General features: G+C 32.7%; 18 protein-coding genes and 1 riboswitch. Of the genes, 5 read left to right on the forward strand and 13 right to left on the reverse strand.

The genetic code is table 11. From position 1 onward, the window contains the following. Positions 1–276: 276 nt before the first annotated feature. The 4 genes from J3477_RS08105 to J3477_RS08120 all read right to left on the reverse strand — a co-directional run bounded on the left by J3477_RS08105 (position 277) and on the right by J3477_RS08120 (position 5,271). Positions 277–3,846: a carbohydrate binding domain-containing protein gene (locus J3477_RS08105; protein WP_206869227.1), complete on the reverse strand. Its 3,570-nt coding sequence runs from the start codon at positions 3,844–3,846 to the stop codon at positions 277–279. A gap of 23 nt (positions 3,847–3,869) precedes the next feature. Further along, positions 3,870–4,025 (reverse strand): hypothetical protein, encoded by a 156-nt coding sequence (locus tag J3477_RS08110; RefSeq protein ID WP_443092727.1) that lies wholly within the window; start codon positions 4,023–4,025, stop codon positions 3,870–3,872. A 52-nt stretch (positions 4,026–4,077) separates the two neighbouring features. Beyond that, positions 4,078–4,233: a hypothetical protein gene (locus tag J3477_RS08115; RefSeq protein WP_206869229.1), complete on the reverse strand. Its 156-nt coding sequence runs from the start codon at positions 4,231–4,233 to the stop codon at positions 4,078–4,080. A gap of 561 nt (positions 4,234–4,794) precedes the next feature. Continuing rightward, positions 4,795–5,271 (reverse strand): cupin domain-containing protein, encoded by a 477-nt coding sequence (locus J3477_RS08120; RefSeq protein WP_308483202.1) that lies wholly within the window; start codon positions 5,269–5,271, stop codon positions 4,795–4,797. Between the two features lie 417 nt (positions 5,272–5,688). Here J3477_RS08120 and J3477_RS08125 point away from each other — a divergent pair, with 417 nt between their 5' ends. After that, positions 5,689–5,898: a hypothetical protein gene (locus tag J3477_RS08125; RefSeq protein WP_206869234.1), complete on the forward strand. Its 210-nt coding sequence runs from the start codon at positions 5,689–5,691 to the stop codon at positions 5,896–5,898. A gap of 3 nt (positions 5,899–5,901) precedes the next feature. Then, positions 5,902–6,147, forward strand: coding sequence for an HAD hydrolase family protein (locus J3477_RS08130; RefSeq protein WP_206869235.1), 246 nt, complete (start codon positions 5,902–5,904; stop codon positions 6,145–6,147). Positions 6,148–6,976: 829 nt separating this feature from the next. On the opposite strand, the gene rlmD is transcribed toward J3477_RS08130, so the two are convergent. The 7 genes from rlmD to J3477_RS08170 form a co-directional block, all read right to left on the reverse strand. Continuing rightward, entirely contained in the window at positions 6,977–8,338 is a 1,362-nt protein-coding gene (gene rlmD, locus J3477_RS08140; RefSeq protein WP_206869237.1) for a 23S rRNA (uracil(1939)-C(5))-methyltransferase RlmD, read from the reverse strand. Positions 8,339–8,351: 13 nt separating this feature from the next. Continuing rightward, positions 8,352–8,765 carry an RDD family protein gene (locus J3477_RS08145; protein ID WP_206869239.1) on the reverse strand — a complete coding sequence of 138 codons (414 nt, stop codon included), beginning with the start codon at positions 8,763–8,765 and terminating at the stop codon, positions 8,352–8,354. A 202-nt stretch (positions 8,766–8,967) separates the two neighbouring features. Further along, entirely contained in the window at positions 8,968–9,798 is an 831-nt protein-coding gene (locus tag J3477_RS08150) for a MetQ/NlpA family ABC transporter substrate-binding protein (protein ID WP_206869240.1), read from the reverse strand. Between the two features lie 47 nt (positions 9,799–9,845). Next, positions 9,846–10,655 carry a MetQ/NlpA family ABC transporter substrate-binding protein gene (locus J3477_RS08155; protein WP_206869242.1) on the reverse strand — a complete coding sequence of 270 codons (810 nt, stop codon included), beginning with the start codon at positions 10,653–10,655 and terminating at the stop codon, positions 9,846–9,848. A 23-nt stretch (positions 10,656–10,678) separates the two neighbouring features. After that, on the reverse strand, positions 10,679–11,338 hold the full coding sequence (locus tag J3477_RS08160) for a methionine ABC transporter permease (protein WP_206869243.1): 660 nt from the start codon (positions 11,336–11,338) through the stop codon (positions 10,679–10,681). Further along, a complete protein-coding gene (locus J3477_RS08165; protein WP_206869244.1) occupies positions 11,331–12,296 on the reverse strand; it encodes a methionine ABC transporter ATP-binding protein in 966 nt (321 codons plus the stop codon). Before J3477_RS08165 ends, J3477_RS08160 begins: the two co-directional genes overlap by 8 nt. A gap of 100 nt (positions 12,297–12,396) precedes the next feature. After that, positions 12,397–12,512, reverse strand: a riboswitch (SAM riboswitch). Between the two features lie 191 nt (positions 12,513–12,703). Beyond that, the gene (locus tag J3477_RS08170; RefSeq protein ID WP_206869245.1) at positions 12,704–13,939 is read right to left on the reverse strand and encodes an MFS transporter; all 1,236 of its coding nucleotides are present in this window, start codon (positions 13,937–13,939) and stop codon (positions 12,704–12,706) included. 116 nt (positions 13,940–14,055) lie between these two features. On the opposite strand from J3477_RS08170, the gene J3477_RS08175 reads away from it, so the two are divergent. Then, on the forward strand, positions 14,056–14,802 hold the full coding sequence (locus J3477_RS08175) for a TSUP family transporter (RefSeq protein WP_206869246.1): 747 nt from the start codon (positions 14,056–14,058) through the stop codon (positions 14,800–14,802). A 122-nt stretch (positions 14,803–14,924) separates the two neighbouring features. On the opposite strand, the gene J3477_RS08180 is transcribed toward J3477_RS08175, so the two are convergent. Further along, on the reverse strand, positions 14,925–15,416 hold the full coding sequence (locus J3477_RS08180; protein ID WP_206869247.1) for a hypothetical protein: 492 nt from the start codon (positions 15,414–15,416) through the stop codon (positions 14,925–14,927). A 434-nt stretch (positions 15,417–15,850) separates the two neighbouring features. On the opposite strand from J3477_RS08180, the gene J3477_RS08185 reads away from it, so the two are divergent. Together J3477_RS08185 and glgP are read left to right on the forward strand one after the other, a co-directional pair. Next, entirely contained in the window at positions 15,851–18,145 is a 2,295-nt protein-coding gene (locus J3477_RS08185; protein ID WP_206869248.1) for a family 65 glycosyl hydrolase domain-containing protein, read from the forward strand. A gap of 22 nt (positions 18,146–18,167) precedes the next feature. Continuing rightward, positions 18,168–19,787, forward strand: coding sequence for an alpha-glucan family phosphorylase (glgP, locus tag J3477_RS08190; RefSeq protein ID WP_206869249.1), 1,620 nt, complete (start codon positions 18,168–18,170; stop codon positions 19,785–19,787). Between the two features lie 332 nt (positions 19,788–20,119). Here glgP and J3477_RS08195 read toward each other — a convergent pair whose 3' ends face one another. Next, positions 20,120–21,127: a LacI family DNA-binding transcriptional regulator gene (locus J3477_RS08195; protein ID WP_206869251.1), complete on the reverse strand. Its 1,008-nt coding sequence runs from the start codon at positions 21,125–21,127 to the stop codon at positions 20,120–20,122. Between the last annotated feature and the right edge of the window lie 141 nt (positions 21,128–21,268).

Here is a 21,268-nt window from a genome sequence, read left to right on the forward strand (position 1 = left end):
TTATATATTTTTAACATGATTTAAATCGATGTTAAGATTTTTACTGACTTCCAAAATTAAGTGCTCACTTCACTTAATTTATATTGATAATTCTTTCTAAACATACACTATATCTTCAAATTAACTCCACCCTCATAGCAGGTGGAGTTTGACTTCGCACATACTTCGTTTCTCTGTTGAGAAACTCGTATAAATGTGCTCAGCAGACTAAATCCCAATAATGCAAAAATGACATGTGGCCAGGCTGCCACATGCCATTCTTACCTTATGAATAAACTACTGTACCTTCACCAATGAAAAATCTGATAAAGTTATGGTTGATGTAGGAGTAGTCGCCCCATCAATCAGACCCATAGATACTACCATTGTTATATTCGTATCAGTAGGATCATTCACTGTAAACTCAGCTACTACATCTTTCGTCACATCTTTTGTTAAAGCAATATCTGCTCCACCATACCAGCCATATGTTGCTGTAAGCATAGCCAGTTTAATTGTTCTTGCTTCTGTAGAATTAGCCTTAAAGGTTACTTTATATTTTCCTCCCTTTTCCAGCGTAATCCCACTCTGCTTGAGCTGAACATTCCAGTCAGCTGATCCTACATTGGTTATACAGTAAGTTGCCTTGTTATCTGTAAATGCTGATGTTCCCTGTCCTGGTGCAGTAATTGCACTTTCCCAGCCATCGCTGCCAGTTGCAAAATTAGAATTCTTCAACAAATTTTCTTCAACAGGTGTCACCTGTACCACTGGTGCATCAATCTTTTCCAGGTTAATATTATCAATACAGATCTGATGCTGCGTTGTAATCTGAGTTCCACCTACAGCACCCATAGAGATACTTAATATAGACTTAAGATCTGTTGGTTTCTGCATCTGGAAATCAATTGTAAATGTCTGATAATCATTTGTCAGGTTTACAATTTTCTCTCCGGAATATGGGTCCCAGTTATTATCAGCACTGCCATCTCTCTGAATTGCAAACATCAGCTTTCTGTTCAAACTTGATTTTGCTTCCAGAGTAAGTCTGTACCACTGGTCTTTATCCAGTTCCACATTATTCTGCTTTAACTGAATCTTCCAACCCTGATCACCTGTATTTTTAATGGTAAAAGCTGCTGCATTTTTCTCTGTTAGGCTGTCTGCTACATAAGTTGCGTCTGCACTCCCATCAACATATGGATCATATCCTGCCAATCCTGCATTAAAGCTTCCGTTCTTAATCAGTGTATCCTCAACAATACGAATCTCATCTAAATAATAAACTCCCGGTTCGTTGATTGTAAATGCAATATCATTTCCCCCGCTTGTAGCTGGCATTTTGAAATTATAATTATAGAGATTATTTTTTCCATCAAGTGCAGCATCAAAAGTCTTACCTGCGACTGCTGCCTTAATGTCCTTACCAGATTCTCCCTCAGCTTTGAAACTTAATGCATAATTCGTACCTGCTGTTAATGCAAGTCCGTTCTGTGAAATCACAACCGGATTCGCATCTGTTGTTCCTTCTGGAGCCTCAATCTTTAATCTTCTTCCATCCTCTAATGGTGTGACAGAAGCCTTACCATTTGCTGCCTTGATATTCCAGAAGCCCAGATGATTGGTTCCTTCCTGGAAATTAGCATTGTAAACGTAGTTACCATCTGCAAGTACTGTTTTCGCTTCATTAGAGCCATCAGACTGTGAAATCTTCTTCAGCGTTACATTGGTGATATGGATACTCGCGGTGGAAGCTGCATTACCCATATTAAATTCCATACGCCCGTTTGCATCATCATCCTGTTTCATGGAAAAATTAAAAGTATATGGACTCTTTTCTGTTGTTAAGTTAAGTCCTGTATCAGCCATATAACGCACATAACCATTATTGGGTCCTGTCACGGCTACCTTCATTGCTCTGGCATCATCTGCCCATGCATCAAACGTAACCTGATAAGTTCCACCCTTTTTCAATGGAATATTAGGCTGTACCAGCTGTACACTGTAATCTGCAGTTCCACCATTGGTGGTATTAATATCAATCTTTTTATTATTTATTTCCGCCTTTGCATTTCCTCCTACAGCTGTAATGAACTTCCAATTTTTATCATCTGTCAGATTTTCTTGAGTTGCAAAATTACCATTGATAATATAGTTTCCATCTTCAGCCGGGTCTCTAAAAGTGACACTGATTTCAGGTTTCGTTACATTTTCATCATAACTATCCTTCTGATATACTTTTACATAATCAATACTATAAGCCTGATTCTCAAAATCTGTAGTTTCATCTGGATTTCCAACCCAGCTTCCACCAACTGCAAGATTTAAGATCATATAGAATTGCTGATCAAATGGAGCCGGGTAAGTAATCTCTCCCTGACCTTCTGTTCTGGAATACCAGTTATCTTCACTATGGTACATAACTCCATCCATATACCAGTTGATCTTACCTGGAAGCCATTCTACAGCAAAGTCATGATACGTATCAGAAAATGTATAATTACTTAATTTAGTGGTTCCCTGAGATTGATTATGAGGATTACCATAATGAATGGTTCCATATACTTTCGATGTATCTTGTCCCATTACTTCCGCCGCATCAATTTCGCCACATCTTGGCCATTGACCATATTTATTCTCATCTGTAGGCATTAACCAGAATGCTGGCAGATATCCTTGTCCTTTAGGTACCTTGAGTCTCGCCTCAAAAATACCATACTTAAAGTCTTTTTTATTCTGTGTATTAATACGACCTGATGTGTAGGATGTCACTCCATTCTCATCAACAGTTTTGATTGGTTTTATTACTAATTTGCCGTCTTCCAAATAGATATTTTTATCAGAATCAACATATTTCTGTTTTTCTGCATTTACCCATCCGGCATCATGTGTTTCTACGTTCCAGTCATCTCTGTTTAGTGTTGTCTCATTAAAATCATCCTGCCACTTTAATTTATAACCTTCATAAGACAATTTTTGTGCAACCTCTCCCTGATTCTCAAATGTCATCGTTACTAACAGAGTTACATTCTTTCCAGCAACTGTAATATCTTTGGTTGCTGTTATTGTCTTGGTTGCTGTGCCTGTTTCTGCTGCATAGGCTCTGCTCATGCAAATATCTTGAACCACTGCACCAATCATTGTGATTACTAAAAGAAATGTAAATAATTTTTTACCCTTTTTCTTCTTTACAGCAAAAACAATTAAGCCTGCACTTATGAGTACAATGCATACCCACAATTCTTTATGACTAAAGATACCAGTCTTTGTATTATTTGCGTTCAGTCCTTTCACTTGGTCTGACTTTTCCGTTGGTGATACAACGCTTGTTTCTCCATTTTCCGGTGTTGATACAACGCTTGTTTCTGCATTTTTCGTTGGTAATACAACACTTGTTTCTGCATTTTTCGTTGGTAATACAACACTTGTTTCTGCCTTTTTCGGTGTTGATACAATGCTTGTTTCTGCATTTTTCGTTGGTGATACAACGCTTGTTTCTGCATTTCCCGTTGGTAATACAACACTTGTTTCTGCCTTTTTCGGTGTTAATACAACGCTTGTTTCTGATGTATGTCCTCCAGCAATCTGTGCGATGGTATAGATCCGCTCTCCCGAAGAACCTTTCCCATCCTCTGTTACATACCCTTCCGGCATCTGTACTTTGATTTCAATATTTGTCAATGGATTTGTACTAAGATTATTCACCTTGACAATTTCAGTGATATTATCACTGTCTGAATATTCAGATTTGTCCGTTTGCACCGACAATTCCGGCTGTCTGTTTGTATCTTCAGCAGCAAATACATTCATCATCATTGTTGCCATAAATAAAAATACAACCGCTACTATTTTACTTATTTTTGACACATCTACTCCCCCTTCTCATCAAACTATGCTTTTTTACTATACGCCATTATATTAGATCTATATTTTAGAGTTCTAAATTGAGCTTCTGAAAATGAGTTACCATTGCTTACTCTAGGTCTAGAATATGATGATAAAACGCCAAGAACCTCTAGTTTAGCCTTTAATGTATAAGACTTCATTGGAGCTCCGTTATCAGAATGAAGCACTAGAGAATTCTTTTACTATTAATAGTTAATGCATCAAGAAAACTATATGAGAACACACCCTTGGAACTAATTTCTTCATTGCATGATGCCAAGTAATTTCTTGTCCTCTTAGAAATAATAATGCTACATCTTGAATTGCTTGTACTATACTAAATCCTTCTTCATGCCAATTATCTGGCAAATGTTCTTCTACATCATGGCAAAAAGCATCAATCCAATCATATCCATAAAAATATGAATTTTCATCAGACCATTGATTTGTTTTAATTTTTTTATACTAAGTTTTTCTTTTATATATATCATGTGCTTTTCCCAGTGCTTCGTATGTATATCCTTTAGCTTCACCAACACTAATAATGATATCCTTTACAATTAACTCATCATTCATCCTATTTCCTCCTACTATTAAATTTAACTTCTGTAATTTAAGTAATTTCATCTTAATTAAAGCCTCATAAAATTAAGAATTCGTTGTCTTTTTTAATCTAAAAAAGGTTAATTTTTAGCTTCTAAATACTTTTCTCAAACTATTAATTTATTTTTACACTGATTACTAAAACCTTTACTGTATTCCCTAGGATTAACCTTATATATATATAAGTCTTAGTAAAAGCTTTATTATCAGGAAACCCATTATTAATTTCTATATAAGTTATAGAATAATCTGTATAAATCAAATCTTTATATGCACTTTCTAACATTAGACTATTTAAATATTTTACAAATGGGATTCCCATATATTTTATAAGTATCTAGATAAATATTGAGAAGTTAGATCGAATTTAAACTTATATCCAAGTTCTTGTTTATTATATACATCATCCATACTTCTCAGCATGTATTTAATCTTAGCAAAAACAGCCTCATCAACATTTACTAAAGTCGAATTACAATTAAATGATAAATTGTCTATTTCCTCATAGTATTCTTTTAAAAGCTCATACGGAATTTGAACCAATATAACATTATTCATTGATAAATTTTGAGTGGAATGCACCTCATTTAAATTTATTACCATTAAATCATCCTTGGTTAATTCATATTTTACAGAATTAATAAATACATCTAATCTACCTGCTACTACATACAATATTTCCACCGTGCTATGCCAATGCTTTGGTATTACTTCTACAGGTGTTTTTGTATATTTATAGTTGTGTAACTTTACTGTAATCCCGTCATTAACTTCAATTTTTTCGTGTGTAAACTCCCTAAATATATCTCCTGATTCTTAGTTATTAAAGCGATAAGCTCCCCACCAATCTCGAATTAAATCTTTTAATCTTACAGTTTTCATAGTCTTATAATCTATTAATATTTCCATTTCTCGTTAGAATCGCACTTGCTACACTACCCACCTCAATGAAAGGTGAAATTATTCTTGATTTTTGAACTTTTCTTGACTTTTTATATAATATTTTTCATATATCTTGTTCCATTTACTTACCTCCTTTAATTTCTAATGTAATTATTAAACAAGTACTTTTCAGACAATTAATATATAATTATATTAAATTAACTACCTTTTTATAGGAATAGTATAAAGTTACGATAAGATAGTAAAAAGTTACTGATATTATCAGTTAAAATAGGCTGTTGGACGGGTTGAGTATACCTCAGTCAGATAGGTGATATCTTGCACTTCAAAAATAAGGAAATTACTTGTAATTATATTATTGCACTAAATGGAGTTCTAACCTGCAAAACTAGTGATTATTCAGTTGTTAGCAGTCTTGGTACCATTAATGGCAAAGACCTAAAACATTTCGATGGGGCAGTTCCTAAAACTCCAACTGAATTATTAAATAAGTACGCAACTCACCAAAGCCTTGATTTTATGTTCTAATTTATGAAAAAAGGCTGTGATAAATCAACTGGTGTAGGTAAACTAGCTCAGATTTTAGGAATCACTAAAGAAGAGATAATTGAAATTGGTGATGCTGTTAATGATATAGGGATGATAGGGTATGCTGGTTTAGGAGTAACAATTGGAAATGCTCAAGAAAATATTAAAGAAATTGGGGGCTTTGTTACGAAAAGTAATGAAGAGGATGGAGTTGCTCACGTTATTGAAAAGTTTATATTAAGCGAGTAAACTCTTATTATCAATTTAATATTTTGTTTGTTGGCAGTATTTTTTCGCTGATGACCCTTTAAAAACCATGTCTTTTGAATAGCTTGATAGTCTCTAATCATAGATTCGTCTTCAAATAATATATGATCTACTTCACCATTAAGGTGTTTTTTAGATTTTCAAAATCTTTTTTAAAAGCTTCTTGCTTATCTTTATCAGCTTTAGCTAACACATAAGTTGGTCTAGTATAACTTAATAAGAATGTTCCTCAATAAAACTGTTAATTTCAGAAGAAATTGATTTTCTTAGTGCAGAGCATATAAAATAAACAGTGTTAGAAAAAGATAATTTTCTTTTACGTGAAAATGAGTTACCTATTCTATATGATTCTTTATACTCTTCGGATTTAATTAGATTATTAGTCCTTTTTAAAATACTTGAAAAAGCTTAATGTTATTCATAAATCTTTCTCCTAGTAAAAAAACTCCCTCAAACCTAAGTCTGAGGAAACATAAAACACACTATATTAAATTCTTAAAATCCTCTAACACCTTTGATATCAGCCTATTGTATACTTCTAAAAAAGTCTTGCAATTTTAACACCCTAAAACCCGCATTCCACCGTAGCATTTTAAAAATAGTCTTGCAGAAAATCACATTATACTATAATAAATGCTGCTATTACTAATTTTCTTTTTATTTTCTTCTTTCTTTTTTCGTTTCTTAATTAAATAAGGAGCTCCTGACGGAGCTCCTAAATCTTTCTCAGATTTTGCTTTCTATAATTCTTTGCAAAGCTTTTTTTATAAAAGCAAATCTTTTTTCAAAATTGAAAGACTTTATTTAATTATTACAATTTCCTTTTCAGCTTCACAACCGTCTCCACGTGTGGTGTATTAGGGAACATATCCATAAGCAAAGTCTTCTCTGTCTTATATCCTGCCTCTTCTAATACTTTTAAATCTGTAACTAAAGTCTTTGGATTACAGCTTACATATATAATATCCTTAGCATCAAACTTAATTACATAGTTCATAGCTACAGGGTGTACTCCACTTCTTGGTGGATCTAATATTATTATGTCTGGTTTATCCTGAATTGTGTTTATAACCTTTGCTACATCTCCAGCTATAAATGTGCAGTTATCAAGTCCATTAAGCTTCGCATTTTCGTTAGCAGCTACTACTGCTTCTTCTATAAGCTCTACTCCAATAACCTTCTTGGCTTTTCCAGCCGCTATCTGACCTATTGTTCCTGTACCACAGTACAAGTCAAAGACAACCTTGTTATCAGCAGTATCACCCATAAAGTCACGTACTATGCTATAAAGCTTTTCTGCACCTAGTGAGTTTGTTTGAAAGAATGAGAATGGAGATATCTTAAACTTAAGCCCTAATAGCTCTTCTGTTATAAAATCAACTCCATATAATATATTTACCTTATCAGCTATAACAGCATCAGAGAAGGAATCATTTTCTGTATGTATTATACCTTTTATATTCCCTTCAATACCTGAACTCAAAATAACTTCCACCCAAGGCTTGAAATCATAGTTTATTTGAGTGGTAGTAACTATATTTATTAATATCTCATCGTTATGCTTTGTCTTTCTCACTATTAAGTTTCTTAAGAAACCTTCTCTCGCCATTATCTTATAATGCGGAAGCTTATCCTTCTTAAAAAATTCAACTGTAGTATTTAGAATTTTTCTATAATCTTCATCCACAAGGTGGCACTGATCAACAGTTACAATCCCAAAAGATCTCCCTTTCATGTGCATTCCAAGAGTTAGGTCTCCACCCTTTTCCATATCTCCAAAGGTGAACTCCATTTTGTTTCTATATTCCCACTGAATAGGGCTGTTTTCTATGCCTAAGAATTCACCTGTATCTACACTATTTCCTTTGAAAAGGTTCAACACTTGGTTCTTCTTAAATTCAAGCTGCTTCTCATATGGTATGTTTTGGGAAGAACATCCACCACAAAAAGCATAGTGTGGACATTTTTGTTCTAATTCATAATCAGCACCTTCCACAACCTTTAATAATTTAAGTTCAGCATAATCAGTTTTCTTTTTAGTTACCTTTCCTCTGATTTTTTGTCCTGGAAAAGCATTTTTAACATATATCTTTAAATCGTCTCTGTAACCTATTCCTTGGGAAGGAAATTCCATATCTTCTATCAGTAACTCTATTTCATTGCCTTTTTTCATATGTTACTCCTGTCTACTTTATTCTTAAAAGCTTCTTTCCGAATGTTGTTCCAAGCTTTGTACTTTCAATAATTGATGTTAATAATACATTTGATATTACGTACATGATAAAGAATATTCCTAGCTTACTCGCTGTGTCTTCTATTATCATATATCCTGCTAATGGTAAGCCCTTACTAAAAATAAAATATAATACTACTGCTACGGCTAAAACAATAGTTTGATCCATTAAATTTCCAATTAGTCTTACAAAGAAATTTGCCTTATCAGCTTTTTGTGGTTTTTCGTCAGCTTTTTCTTCTCTAACTACTATATCCTCTGTAGACTGTTCAATAACAGCTTCATCTTGTGCTGTATTGTTATCCTCACGCACCTCATTTACCTCTTCTTTTTGTTCATTCTCATTAATGTTTTCTTTATCTAGCATGATCATACCTCCAATAATTTATGTGTATTTTCATAGTTGACTCCTTTTTACCATTCTTTTAATATACTACATTAAGGTAAATCTGTAAATTAAAAATTTGCAGATTGTATACAGTAAAAAGATAGTCGAAACGCCCTTTTACAGTAAAAAGCCTCTGACAAAGCAGAGGCTCAAATTAAATCTTACATTATATTATTAGCTATTAGAAAGCTGCAACTATGCTTCCTTTATATGTGTCTTCGATATACTTCTTAACTTCTGGAGAGTTTAAAGCCTTACCTAATGCTTTTATCTTATCACTGTTTTCGTTACCTTTTTTAACAGCTAGAATGTTTGCATATGGTGAATCCTTATCTTCTACAGCTAGAGCCTTGTTAACATCAAGCTTTGCAGCTAATGCAACGTTAGTGTTTATTACAGCAACGTCAACATCCTTTAATACTGTTGGTAATTGAGCTGCTTCAACTTCAGTAAACTTAAGTTTCTTTGTATTTTCAGTAATATCCTTAACTGTTACTAAATCGCCTTCTTTTAACTTTATAAGACCGTTCTTTTCAAGTAATTTTAAAGCTCTTGCTTCATTTGTAGCATCATTTGGTACTGCTACTTGAGCTCCGTCTTTTATATCAGCTAATTTAGTTAACTTATCTGAGTAAGCTCTAATTGGTTCTATATGAACTTTAACTGTGTAAGTAAGATTGTATCCTTTTTCTTTTATTGTTTCATTTAAATAAGGAACGTGTTGGAAGTAGTTTGCATCGATTGATCCTTCATCTAATGCAGTGTTTGGTAATACATAGTCATCAAATACTTTAATATTTAAAGTATAGCCTTCTTTTTGAAGTAATGGCTTTACTACTTTTTCAAGTATTTCTGCATGTGGAGAAGGTGAAGCTCCTACTGTTATAACCTTATCTTCTTTCTTTGTATCTGTAGAACCTGTTGTTCCTGAATCCTTCTTAGTTGCACAAGCTGCTAATGAACCTGCTAGTGCTAATGCTAAACCTAATGATAAAAACTTCTTAAATTTCATAATATTTTCCCTCCATAAATTAAATTTCAATATAATATAGCGTTGAGTTAGAATACTGGAATTATACTTCCTTTGTATTGTTCTTCTATATATTTTTTTGCTTTATCTGAAGTAAGAACATCTGTTAAATCCTTAATCCATTTTGCATTTTCATTACCCTTTTTAGTTGCAAGTATGTTAGCATAAGGTGAATCCTTTGGTTCTGAGAACAACGTATCTTTCTTAGGATCTAAACCTGCTGGTAATGCATAACTTGCATTTATTATAGCAACATCAACATCTTGAAGTACTCTTGGAAGCTGAGCTGCATCTACTTCTTGAATTTCTATATTTTTTGGATTTTCAGCTATATCAACTTTTGTAACAAGATCTTTTTTGTTAAGCTTAAATAATCCTTGTGCTTCTAAAAGCTTTAATGCTCTTGATTCATTTGTAGCATCTGCAGGAACAGCTATTACAGCTTTATCCTTTAATTCTTTTATATCTTTTACCTTCTTTGAATATGCCCCAAGCGGTGGAAGATAAATCTTCTTTACTGTCACTAAATTTGTTTTATGATCTTCATTAAACTTTAACAAATACGGTTCATGTTGAAATAGATTTGCATCTATTGAACCTTCTTCTAAAGCAGTGTTTGGTGCTACATAGTCATCGAATATCTTTACTTCAAGCTTATAGCCTTTTGCTTCAAAATCACTCTTTAGATAATTTAGTATCTCACCTGCTGGCTTAAGTGTAGCCCCAACTACAATATTTGTTTTATTTTCTTCTTTTTTAGCTGTTTCTTCTTTTTTTCCACATCCAGCTAAAGTAAGAGCCAGTGTCGCTGTTAATACTAGTGTTAATATTTTTTTCATATATTATGCCCCCTTTTTTCTGCTTATCTTAATTTCTTATAAGCAAGATTACCTATAGACTGAAGTATTTGAACCAGTACTATTAAGGTAAATACAGTGTAAAACATTACTTGATTATCAAATCTTTGATATCCATAAGTTAATGCTACTGCACCAAGTCCGCCGGCCCCAACTGCTCCTGCCATAGCAGAGTATCCAAGTATTGAGATTATTGAAAGTGTTATACCTGATATTATGGAAGGTAACGCTTCTTTAACCATAACCTTAAATATTATCTGCATATTTGAAGCTCCGAAAGACTTAGCTGCTTCAATTAATCCCTTGTCTACTTCCTTTAAAGCACCTTCTATAACTCTTGCTATAAATGGCGCTGCCCCTATTGTTAAAGGAACTAGAGCTGCTGTTTCACCTATACTCTTACCTACTATAAATCTCGTAAGAGGTATTATGGCAACTATTAATATGATGAATGGAAAGCTTCTAAATATATTGATTATAAAATCTAATATACTGTATATTACCTTATTTGGCTTTAACCCATTCTTATCAGTTACTATAAGTACAATAGCTAGTATAAAACCTAATATACTTGCAATAATAGTTGATATTATCACCATATATAGTGTCTTTCCTAAAGCCGGTACCAAAACTAGATTAAAAAACTGACTAAAATTATCACTCATTTATAGTAACCTCCCATCCAACATGCTTAGAATCTAAATAGTTTATAATGTCTTGTTCTTTATCTTTACTTACATTAATAACTAATGATCCAAGTACATCATCTCTAAATTTTTCAAGTTTACCCCAAACTATTGAAAAATCGATGTCAAGCTCTCTTGCCATTGAGGTTATTATACTTTGATGGGAATTATCCTTAGGGAATAATATCTTTATGTTTACCCCTTCAGTTGGTAGTATTTCTTCTTCCCCAAGAAGATTTTTTAAAGCTTTAGTATGTCTTAAGAAAAGCTCTTCAACATTTCCAACTTCCAGAACTTCTCCACCTTCAAGTATTGCTACTCTTTGGCACACTTCTTTAACTACTTCCATCTGATGAGTAACTACAACTATAGTTATCCCAAGCTTTTCATTTATCTCTCTTAAAAGTGATAATATTGATTTAGTTGTTTTAGGATCAAGTGCTGAAGTAGCCTCATCACAAAGAAGAATCTTTGGTTCAAGTGCTAAAGCTCTTGCAATTGCTACTCTCTGCTTTTGTCCACCACTTAGTTGTCTTGGCTTACTTTTTGCTTTGTCTTCCAATCCTACAATCTTTAGAAGTTCGTCTACTCTAGCTTTTACTTTATCCTTTGGTATGCCCCAACATTCCATCGGTAAAGCTATATTAGCATACACATTTTTTCTTTCTAGAAGAGAAAAGTGTTGGAATATCATTCCTAGATCTTTTCTGAAACTTCTCATTTCCTTACCTTTAAGGTCTTTTACCTCTTGTCCACCAACAGTAACACTTCCTGCATTATAGGACTCAAGTCCATTCAGACATCTAAGCAAGGTTGACTTTCCTGCCCCACTATGGCCAACCAATCCAAATATTTCGCCCTCTTTGATATCTAGATTAATGTCTTTAAGAACTTGTATATCATTGAAACTCTTATTTACACCTTCAATTTTTATCATACAAATCCCCCTAAATTGAGTATTAAACAATAATTATTATCATATAAATAGAACAAAAAACGCCCGAGAATAAACTCCGGCGATATAGACCCTGAATTTACTCTCATCTCTCAACGCAAAATGCGTCGCAGGAATTGGCACCATTGTATATGTAAATGAACATATACGGGTTGCCGGGCTTCATCGGGCCAGTCCCTCCACCTCTCTAGATAAGAACGATAATATTTAATTTGTTTTCCATTGATACAACTATAATATCTTTTCTGAATTAAAGCAATAGTTTTTTAAATTATTAAGAATATATTATTAATTTATGAACATTATTAACAATCTATCAAAGAAACCTTTTACATTAAGTAGTTATTTATTATTTATTTACTAGTATTCCTATTAGAAGACTTGGGATATTAACTAATTAGACTTTTGTTTGATTTTTCTTGTTTCATAACTAAGGTATATATAATAAATCCTATAATTAGAGTAGCTACTCCAGATATTATAAAAGCATCAGTTATGCTTAACCATTTGGATATTGCGCCTTCAAACAAGCTTCCTAGCGGCGTTGCACCTGCAAACACCATTGCATAAACACTCATTACTCTTCCTCTAAATTCATTTTTCGACTTTAATTGAATTGTAGAGTTGGCAGTTGTTGAAAATAATACATTAAATACCCCTGCAATAAACAATGTTACTATAGATATTCCATAATCTTTAAATACTCCTATAAACACTAACATTATAGATATTACAGCACCTGCCAAAAACATAAGCCTTCTTTTAGGTCCTCTGCTTCTAGTTGCAACAGTAAAAGCAGAGATCATTGATCCAAGTCCCATTGCAGACATAAGATATCCATATCCATCAGAGTCCATATTCAGAACTTGTTTTGCGAGTAGTGGTATTAGAACGCTATAATTCATAGCAAAGGTAGATACAAAAAACACTAACAATATTGTAAAAAGTATTTCTTTAGAATTGAAGACATATTTCAGTCCTTCCTTTATATCTGACATTATATTTTTCTTCTCAGAATTTTGCTTTGGTGCGCCACTAGCAGAGATCATATAAATGCCATACACTAAAGGTATAAAACTAAGCGCATTTAATAGGAAGCAAATGAAAAATCCAAAGAATTTGATCATTATTCCTGCCACTGCTGGTCCAACCATCCTTGCTGCATTAAACACAGTAGAGTTTAATGCAATTGCATTCATCAAATCTTCTTTTCCTACAAGTTCTATCATAAAAGACTGTCTCGCTGGCATGTCTACAGCATTACAACACCCTAGAATAGTAGCTAAAACGAGAATATGCCAATATTGAATCTGATGAGTAAACACTAAAAAGGTTAATATAAAAGCTAGTACTCCCATTATTGACTGAGTGATAAGTAATATTTTCTTTTTTGGATAATTATCTATCAAGGCACCTGCAAATAGTGAAAATAATAAAACCGGAGTAAATTGCAGTGCACTTACAAAGCTTAGTTTAAGAGCAGAATCAGTTAAAGTTACTACAAGCCAAGACTGTCCTGCATTTTGCATCCATGTTCCTATAAGTGAAACTATGAATCCCATAAAAAACAATCTGAAATCTCTATGTTTTAACGCCCCAAGAGTTAACCTCCCCCTCTTATTCATTGCCTATCCCTTCTTTCTATTCCTACGATAAAATAATTTTAACGTCATATTTAAAATTATTGCAAATTATGATAGTATTTTCAATTGAAGGATAGTTCATAAGGGGGATATTTATATTGATTAATTTAATCTTACTCTGTATTTCAGGTTTTATCGCAGCATTTGTTGATTCCATTGCAGGAGGGGGAGGACTTATCAGCCTGCCAGCTTACATGATTTTCGGATTATCACCGCATATAGCACTTGGCACTAATAAGTTTTCTTCTACTACTGCATCCTTTACTTCTTCTATTAGATTTATAAAAGAAGGAAAAGCAGATTTATCCTTGCTAAAGTACATAATACCTTTTACCTTCATCGGGGCAGTTTTAGGAGTTAAGTCAGTACTAATAATCAATCAAAGTTTTCTTACTCCATTAGTGATGATACTCATATTAATGGTTGGGGTGTATTCATTATTTTCTAAAAACTTAGGGCTTGAAAGTCACTATAAAGGAAAGACCAGAAATCTTATTTTAATTGGAACTATCTTTGGATTTTCTTTAGGTTTTTATGATGGCTTCTTTGGTCCTGGAACTGGTTCATTTTTGATTTTCGGTTTCATAAAAATATTTAAGCTTGATTTTGTTGAAGCTAACGGTAACTCCAAGATTTTAAATTTCACTTCAAATATAGCATCTCTTATAACTTTTGCTATTGAAGGAAAAATTAATTATACTTACGGTATTTTAGTTGCATTCTTTATGATATTAGGTGCACTTATAGGTTCAAAGCTAGCTCTAAAAAAAGGCGCCAAGCTTATTAAGCCTATATTTGTCACAATGTCACTAGCAGTTTCAGTAAAGATGCTGTTTTCACTATAATTTATATTCATAATAACAAGTCCCTATAATAGGAATTTATTAGTTACACAGCCTCTATATTTTTAGTTAAACAGAAAGCCTCTCACCTAAAAAATGAGAGGCTTTAAATATCCGTTAAACTATTAATCTAAAACATCCCCATTTATATCCCAAGTCTCAGATTTCAAGTTCTTAGACACTTCTTTAAATTTGATAAAATATCTTTTCAAAACATCTGACTCTATAGTCATCTGCTTTTCGTCTCTTTCATCGTTTGAACCAGGATTTGCAGAGTACATAACCGTAAATCTACCATCCTTCTGTTTGTACACTCCGAGATGTCTATCTCCTAAAATAAATAGTTCTATATGCTCTTTAGTATATTTTCCAACATTCTCTCTATCAGGCTTTAGTACTCCTTTATTTAAAGAATCAACGATATCATTTATATCATCTTTATTAATGCTGCTAGTCACATTAAATTCAGCCATTTTATTCTTATCTATTTCATAAATATATCTAATATCACTTATTTTATCCTTATTTATCTTATAAACCTCGCTGGTATTGTTATGAAAAACAAATCCTATAATTAAAAACATAATAATAATGAAAGCTACGTTTTTCTTATTCAAATATTCTCCTCCTCAATCAACATCTTTCGTAAACTCAACTATAATAATATACGAAATAATACTATAAAAGTATCAGAGGGTAAAAATAATTAAATATCAATAATAAACTCCTCTACATTATGTTTATAATCCGATATTATCTTTAATAAAAATCACATAATTTTTGTGTTCTATTTAGAAATTATTACAATAGAAAATATTTTATAATTCATGTATTGATTATGTAAATATAAAATGATATATTATAATTGTAAACATATTCATGGTTTATATTTTTTTAATATTTTGTGCAATCGCTTGCATGTAGTTTTTAAATGTATCACTTCACGAAAATATATATCTTTAAGTTTTTTCAGCATTAATAACGAGTTATTTAAAGATATTTGCCAGATTGGAATGATATATCTTCAATAAATTTTAGATGGGGGATTAATATGAGAAATTATATTTTGCATGATCAGTGGAAAATAATCGAACAAGGATTTCATCCAGAAGAAAATAGAATCTACGAGAGTTTTATGAGTTTAGGCAACGGCTACATGGGTATGAGGGGAAACTTCGAAGAAGATTTCACAGGTGATTCTCTTCAAGGTAGCTATATTGCAGGTGTATATTATCCAGATAAAACTAGAGTTGGCTGGTGGAAAAATGGATATCCTGAATACTTTGCAAAGGTTTTAAACTCAGTGAATTATATAGGCATAAGAGTAAAGTTAAACGGTGAAACATTAGATATTGGTAAATTAAAAGATGTAAAAGACTTTTACAGAACTCTTAACATGAGAGATGGTGTTCTTGAAAGAAGTTTTGTTGCTGTTTCTAATGATGGCAAAGAAACTAAGATTGAAGTTAAAAGATTCATAAGTTTAAATGATAAAGAGGTTGCAGCAATATCCTACTCTGTTACTCCTTTAAATTACGAAGGTAATATAGAATTCACTCCATTTCTTGATGGAAATATAGTAAATGAAGATTCAAACTATGATGAAGTATTTTGGAATGAAATATCACAAAAATCAGATGCATTCTATGGAGACGTTACAATGCAGACTAAGAAAACAAACTATTATGTAACTGCTGCAATGTCTTATGAAATTTTCGTAGATAATAGTAAAGTTACCGTAAGTCCAGAAGTTTCTGAAAAAAGTAAATATGTTGAAAATACTATTTCTGTGAACGTTAATAAAAATAGCACTGCAACATTATACAAATATATAGGTGTTACAAGCAACAGATACTACGAAGAAGAAATTGTTATAGCTAAGGCTTATGATGCTGTTGAAAGAGCTAAAACAGCTGGTTTTGAAAAACTTTTAGCTGAGCACAGTGAAAAATGGCATAATCACTGGAATGAAAGCGATATAGTTATAAAGGGTGATGTAGCAGCTCAACAAGGTATTAGATTTAATATCTTCCACATGACTGCAACTTATACTGGTGAAGATTCAAGATTAAATATAGGTCCAAAAGGCTTTACTGGTGAAAAATATGGTGGAAGTACTTACTGGGATACTGAAGCTTACTGCATACCATTCTACCTAAGTACTGCTGATGAAAAAATTGCAAGACAACTGCTTATATATAGATACAATCAACTAGATAAAGCTAAAGAAAATGCCGCTAAACTTGGACTTAAAGGAGCACTTTACCCAATGGTAACTATGACAGGTGAAGAATGTCATAATGAATGGGAGATAACCTTCGAAGAAATTCATAGAAATGCTGCTATCACTTACGGAATCTTCAACTATGTAAGATATACTGGTGATAAAAAATACCTTGCTGAATATGGTTTTGACGTAATAGTTGAAACAGCTAGATTCTGGGTTTCAAGATCTAATTATGTACCTCAAAAGGACAAGTATATGATTCTTGGAGTTACTGGTCCAAATGAATATGAAAATAATGTAAATAACAACTGGTACACAAATACTATGGCAGCTTGGAACATAGGTTATGCATTAGAAACTTATGACTTCCTAAAAGAACAGTACCCAGCAGAGCATAAAGCACTTGTTGAAAAATTAGGAATAACTGACGCTGAGCTTTCAAAAATGAAAGAAGTAGCTGAAAAGATGTACTATCCAATGATTGAAGAACTAGGTGTTTTTGCACAACAAGATAACTACATGGATAAGGAACAAATCCTAGTAAAAGATTTAGATCCATCAAATCTTCCACTAAACCAAAAGTGGTCATGGGATAGAATTCTTAGAAGTTGCTTTATTAAACAAGCTGACGTACTTCAAGGCATATTCTTCTTAAATGATAGATATGACTTAGAAACAAAGAAAAAGAACTTTGCTTTCTATGAACCAAGAACTGTACATGAATCATCTTTATCTCCATGTGTTCACTCAATTATAGCTGCTGAAATAGGAGATTACGATAAAACTTATGAGATGTATTTAAGAACTTCTAGACTTGATTTAGATAACTACAACAATGACACTGATGATGGACTTCATATAACTAGTATGGCAGGCACTTGGATGTCCATAATATATGGTTTCGGTGGAATGAAGGTTAAAGATGACATGCTTCACTTCTCACCATTTATTCCTGAAGTTTGGAATGAATACTCATTTAAAATAATGTTTAGGGGTAACCTATTAAACATTACTGTAAATAAAGATAATGTTATCATCAATCACGAAAAGGGCTCAAATGTAACTATAAAAGTTTTTGATAAAGAATATGAATTAAATGGTTCAACAGTAACTGTTTAAAGTATAGATGGGAGGATTATTTATGAGTAAATTACCTAATGTAGCATATTTTTGTATGGAATATGGTCTTGATGCATCAATTAAAACTTATGCTGGAGGTCTTGGTATCCTAGCTGGTGATTACATGAAAGGTGTTAAGGATCATGACTTCCCTATGGTTGGTCTAGGTATAAAGTGGAAGCAAGGTTATACTGACCAAAGAATAAATGAAGAGGGTCAGCCATATGATAGCTACACAAATCAAGAATATAATTGCCTTGAAGATACAGGTATAAAAGTTAAGGTAAAGATAAGACAAAGAGATGTTACTATAAAAGTATGGAAGGTTGTTGAATTTGGTGTATGCCCGCTTTACCTTCTAGATACTGATATACCTGAAAATGCAGATACATGGATAACAGGTCAGCTTTATGGCTGGTTTGGTGAAGAAAGAATAGCTCAAGAAATGGTACTTGGTATAGGTGGCGTTAGAGTTCTTAGAGCTTTAGGTTATGAAGCTGAAGTTTATCATTTCAATGAAGGTCATGCTCTATTTGCAGGATTTGAACTTCTAAGAGAAAAAATGGAAACTGGTCTTACTTTCAACGAAGCTTTAAAAGTAACAAGAGAAGAAGTTGTATTTACAACTCACACTCCAATAGTTGAAGGTAATGAATCTCATACACTTGATATATTAATGTATATGGGTGCTAACAATGGATTAACTGTAGAACAACTTGTAAGTCTTGGTGGAGCTCCATTCAACATGACTGTAGGCGCTCTAAAAATGTCAAGAATAGCTAATGGTGTAGCACAACTTCACATGGAAACTGCAAACAAAATGTGGGAAGGTGTAAGCGAAAGACCTGAAATCATAGGAATAACAAATGCTATTCACACTCCAACTTGGGTAGATTCAGCTATGCTTGCTGCTGCTAATGGCGAAGGCGACTTATGGGAAACTCATATGAAAAATAAGAGAGATCTTATAAAGTTTGTAAATGATAGAACTGGTGTTACCTTAGATGCTGACAAACTACTTGTAGGTTTCTCAAGAAGAGCAGCTCCATATAAGAGAAGTAATCTAATATTTACTGATCCTGAAGTTATAGAGCCATTACTAAAAGAAGGTAAACTTCAAATAGTATTCTCTGGAAAAGCTCATCCTTTAGATGATAACGGAAAGAAAATAGTTGCTACTATAGTTGAAATGACTAAGAAGTATCCAAATTCAGTTGTATTCTTAGAAAATTATGATATGACTATTGGAAAAGCTCTTACAAGAGGTTCTGATGTATGGCTTAACAACCCAAGAAGACCTCTAGAAGCTTCAGGAACTTCAGGCATGAAAGCCGCTATGAATGGTGTTCTTAATTTCTCTATCCTTGATGGTTGGTGGCCAGAAGCTTGTGATCACGGGGTAAATGGCTGGCAGTTTGGTGATGGTAAGGGAGTTAGTGACTTTGCTACACTTGAAGAGCTTGATAACCATGATTTAAAAGCATTATACGATGTTCTTCTAAACGAAGTCATCCCTACTTACTATGGAAACAGAGAAAAATGGCTTCAAATGATGAAGGCTTCTATCGTAAGCTGCAGAGAACAATTTGCAGTTAAGAGAATGCTTGATGAATACTACAATCTTATGTATATAAAGAAATAATGTAAAGACTTGCAACCCTACAACGTGAATAATTTCAGTCAATTGAAAATTATTCACGTTGTAAAGTCTTAAAATCCATTATATAATCTTACTTAAAGTTAATTATATCATTAACAAAATATTAGGGAGTGCTCTTTAGCACTTCCTTTGTTTTTGTATACAAAAATGTAAAACTCTTATAACAGTCAGCTCTAGTAATTTCAACTGACTTGAATTGTCCTTTATATCATATAGAAAAAACATAATTTATTCGCCTGTAACTTTCCTCATATTCATTGGGAAAGGCAGATGCACAAAAAATCGCTGAAGCGTATTCCTTCAGCGATTTTCTATTAACCTATATTAGTTGATTCTCTTTCGATAAACTTAGTTTCTATAATATAATGATCTAATTCCTGCTCTTTTTGCTGTAGTCTATCAATCAATAACTTTGTAGCATAATACCCTAACTTCTTAGCATTGATATCTACTGTTGACAGTGGCGGATTTTGATATTCTGATAAAGGTATATTATTGAACCCTACAAGCCATACATCCTTTATTTTTTCTTCTTTAAGTTTTTTTGAAACCCCGAAGGCTAACAAATCATCAGTAGTCACTATTGCACTAGGTTTTCTATACTGAAGTATAGAAGAACTAGCCTCATATCCATAAGTTTCAGTAAAGTCATCCATCTGGAGGATTAATTTTTCATCAATGCTAATATTAGCCTCTATTAAAGCATCTTTATAACCACTAAGTCTATCCTTAGACATGGTCCTCTCAGAAGGTCCTCCAATAAAGGCTATATCATCGTGACCTTTATCTATAAGACTTTTAGTAACATCATACATGGCTCTTCTATTATCATTATCTACCCATAATATATCTGATGAAGTTTCTGGTCTACCTACTATTACAAAAGGGAACTGTCTTTCATTTAAATATTCTACACATTTATCTTCAGATCTTGTAGTAAGTAATAGCATACCATCTACCATTTTACTATTTATATAATTAGCTAAAAAAGCTATCTCTTCTTCTTCATTTTTGCTAAATGTATAAACTATTGAATACCCCATCTTTTGAGCATATATACTTATACCTGTCATAACTTGAATGAAGAAAGGATTTCTAAACAAATCTTCTTCTCCACTTGGTAATATAAGTCCTAAAATTTTGGTAACGTTGTTTGCTAAGCTTCTTGCTATCACATTAGGATGATAATTAAGCCTCTTTACTGTTTCCATTACCTTCTCTTTAGTTTCATCACTTATTCTAGGATTTCCAGCTAAAACTCTTGATACAGTTGATGGTGAAACGTTTGCCTCTCTTGCTACATCCTTTATTGTTACATTCACTATAATATACCCCCTAATAAAAATTCCACTTTTATACCTATTTATCTTATAAAAACCGACAATCTCATTATTATATTTATTTGTTAAGTAATCGATTAAATATACACTATCAGTATGTTAAAACTTTAATTCAAAGTAATA

It is taken from the genome of Clostridium zeae (assembly GCF_017312485.1).
In the GTDB taxonomy this organism is placed as follows: Bacteria; Bacillota; Clostridia; order Clostridiales; family Clostridiaceae; genus Clostridium_AR; species Clostridium_AR zeae.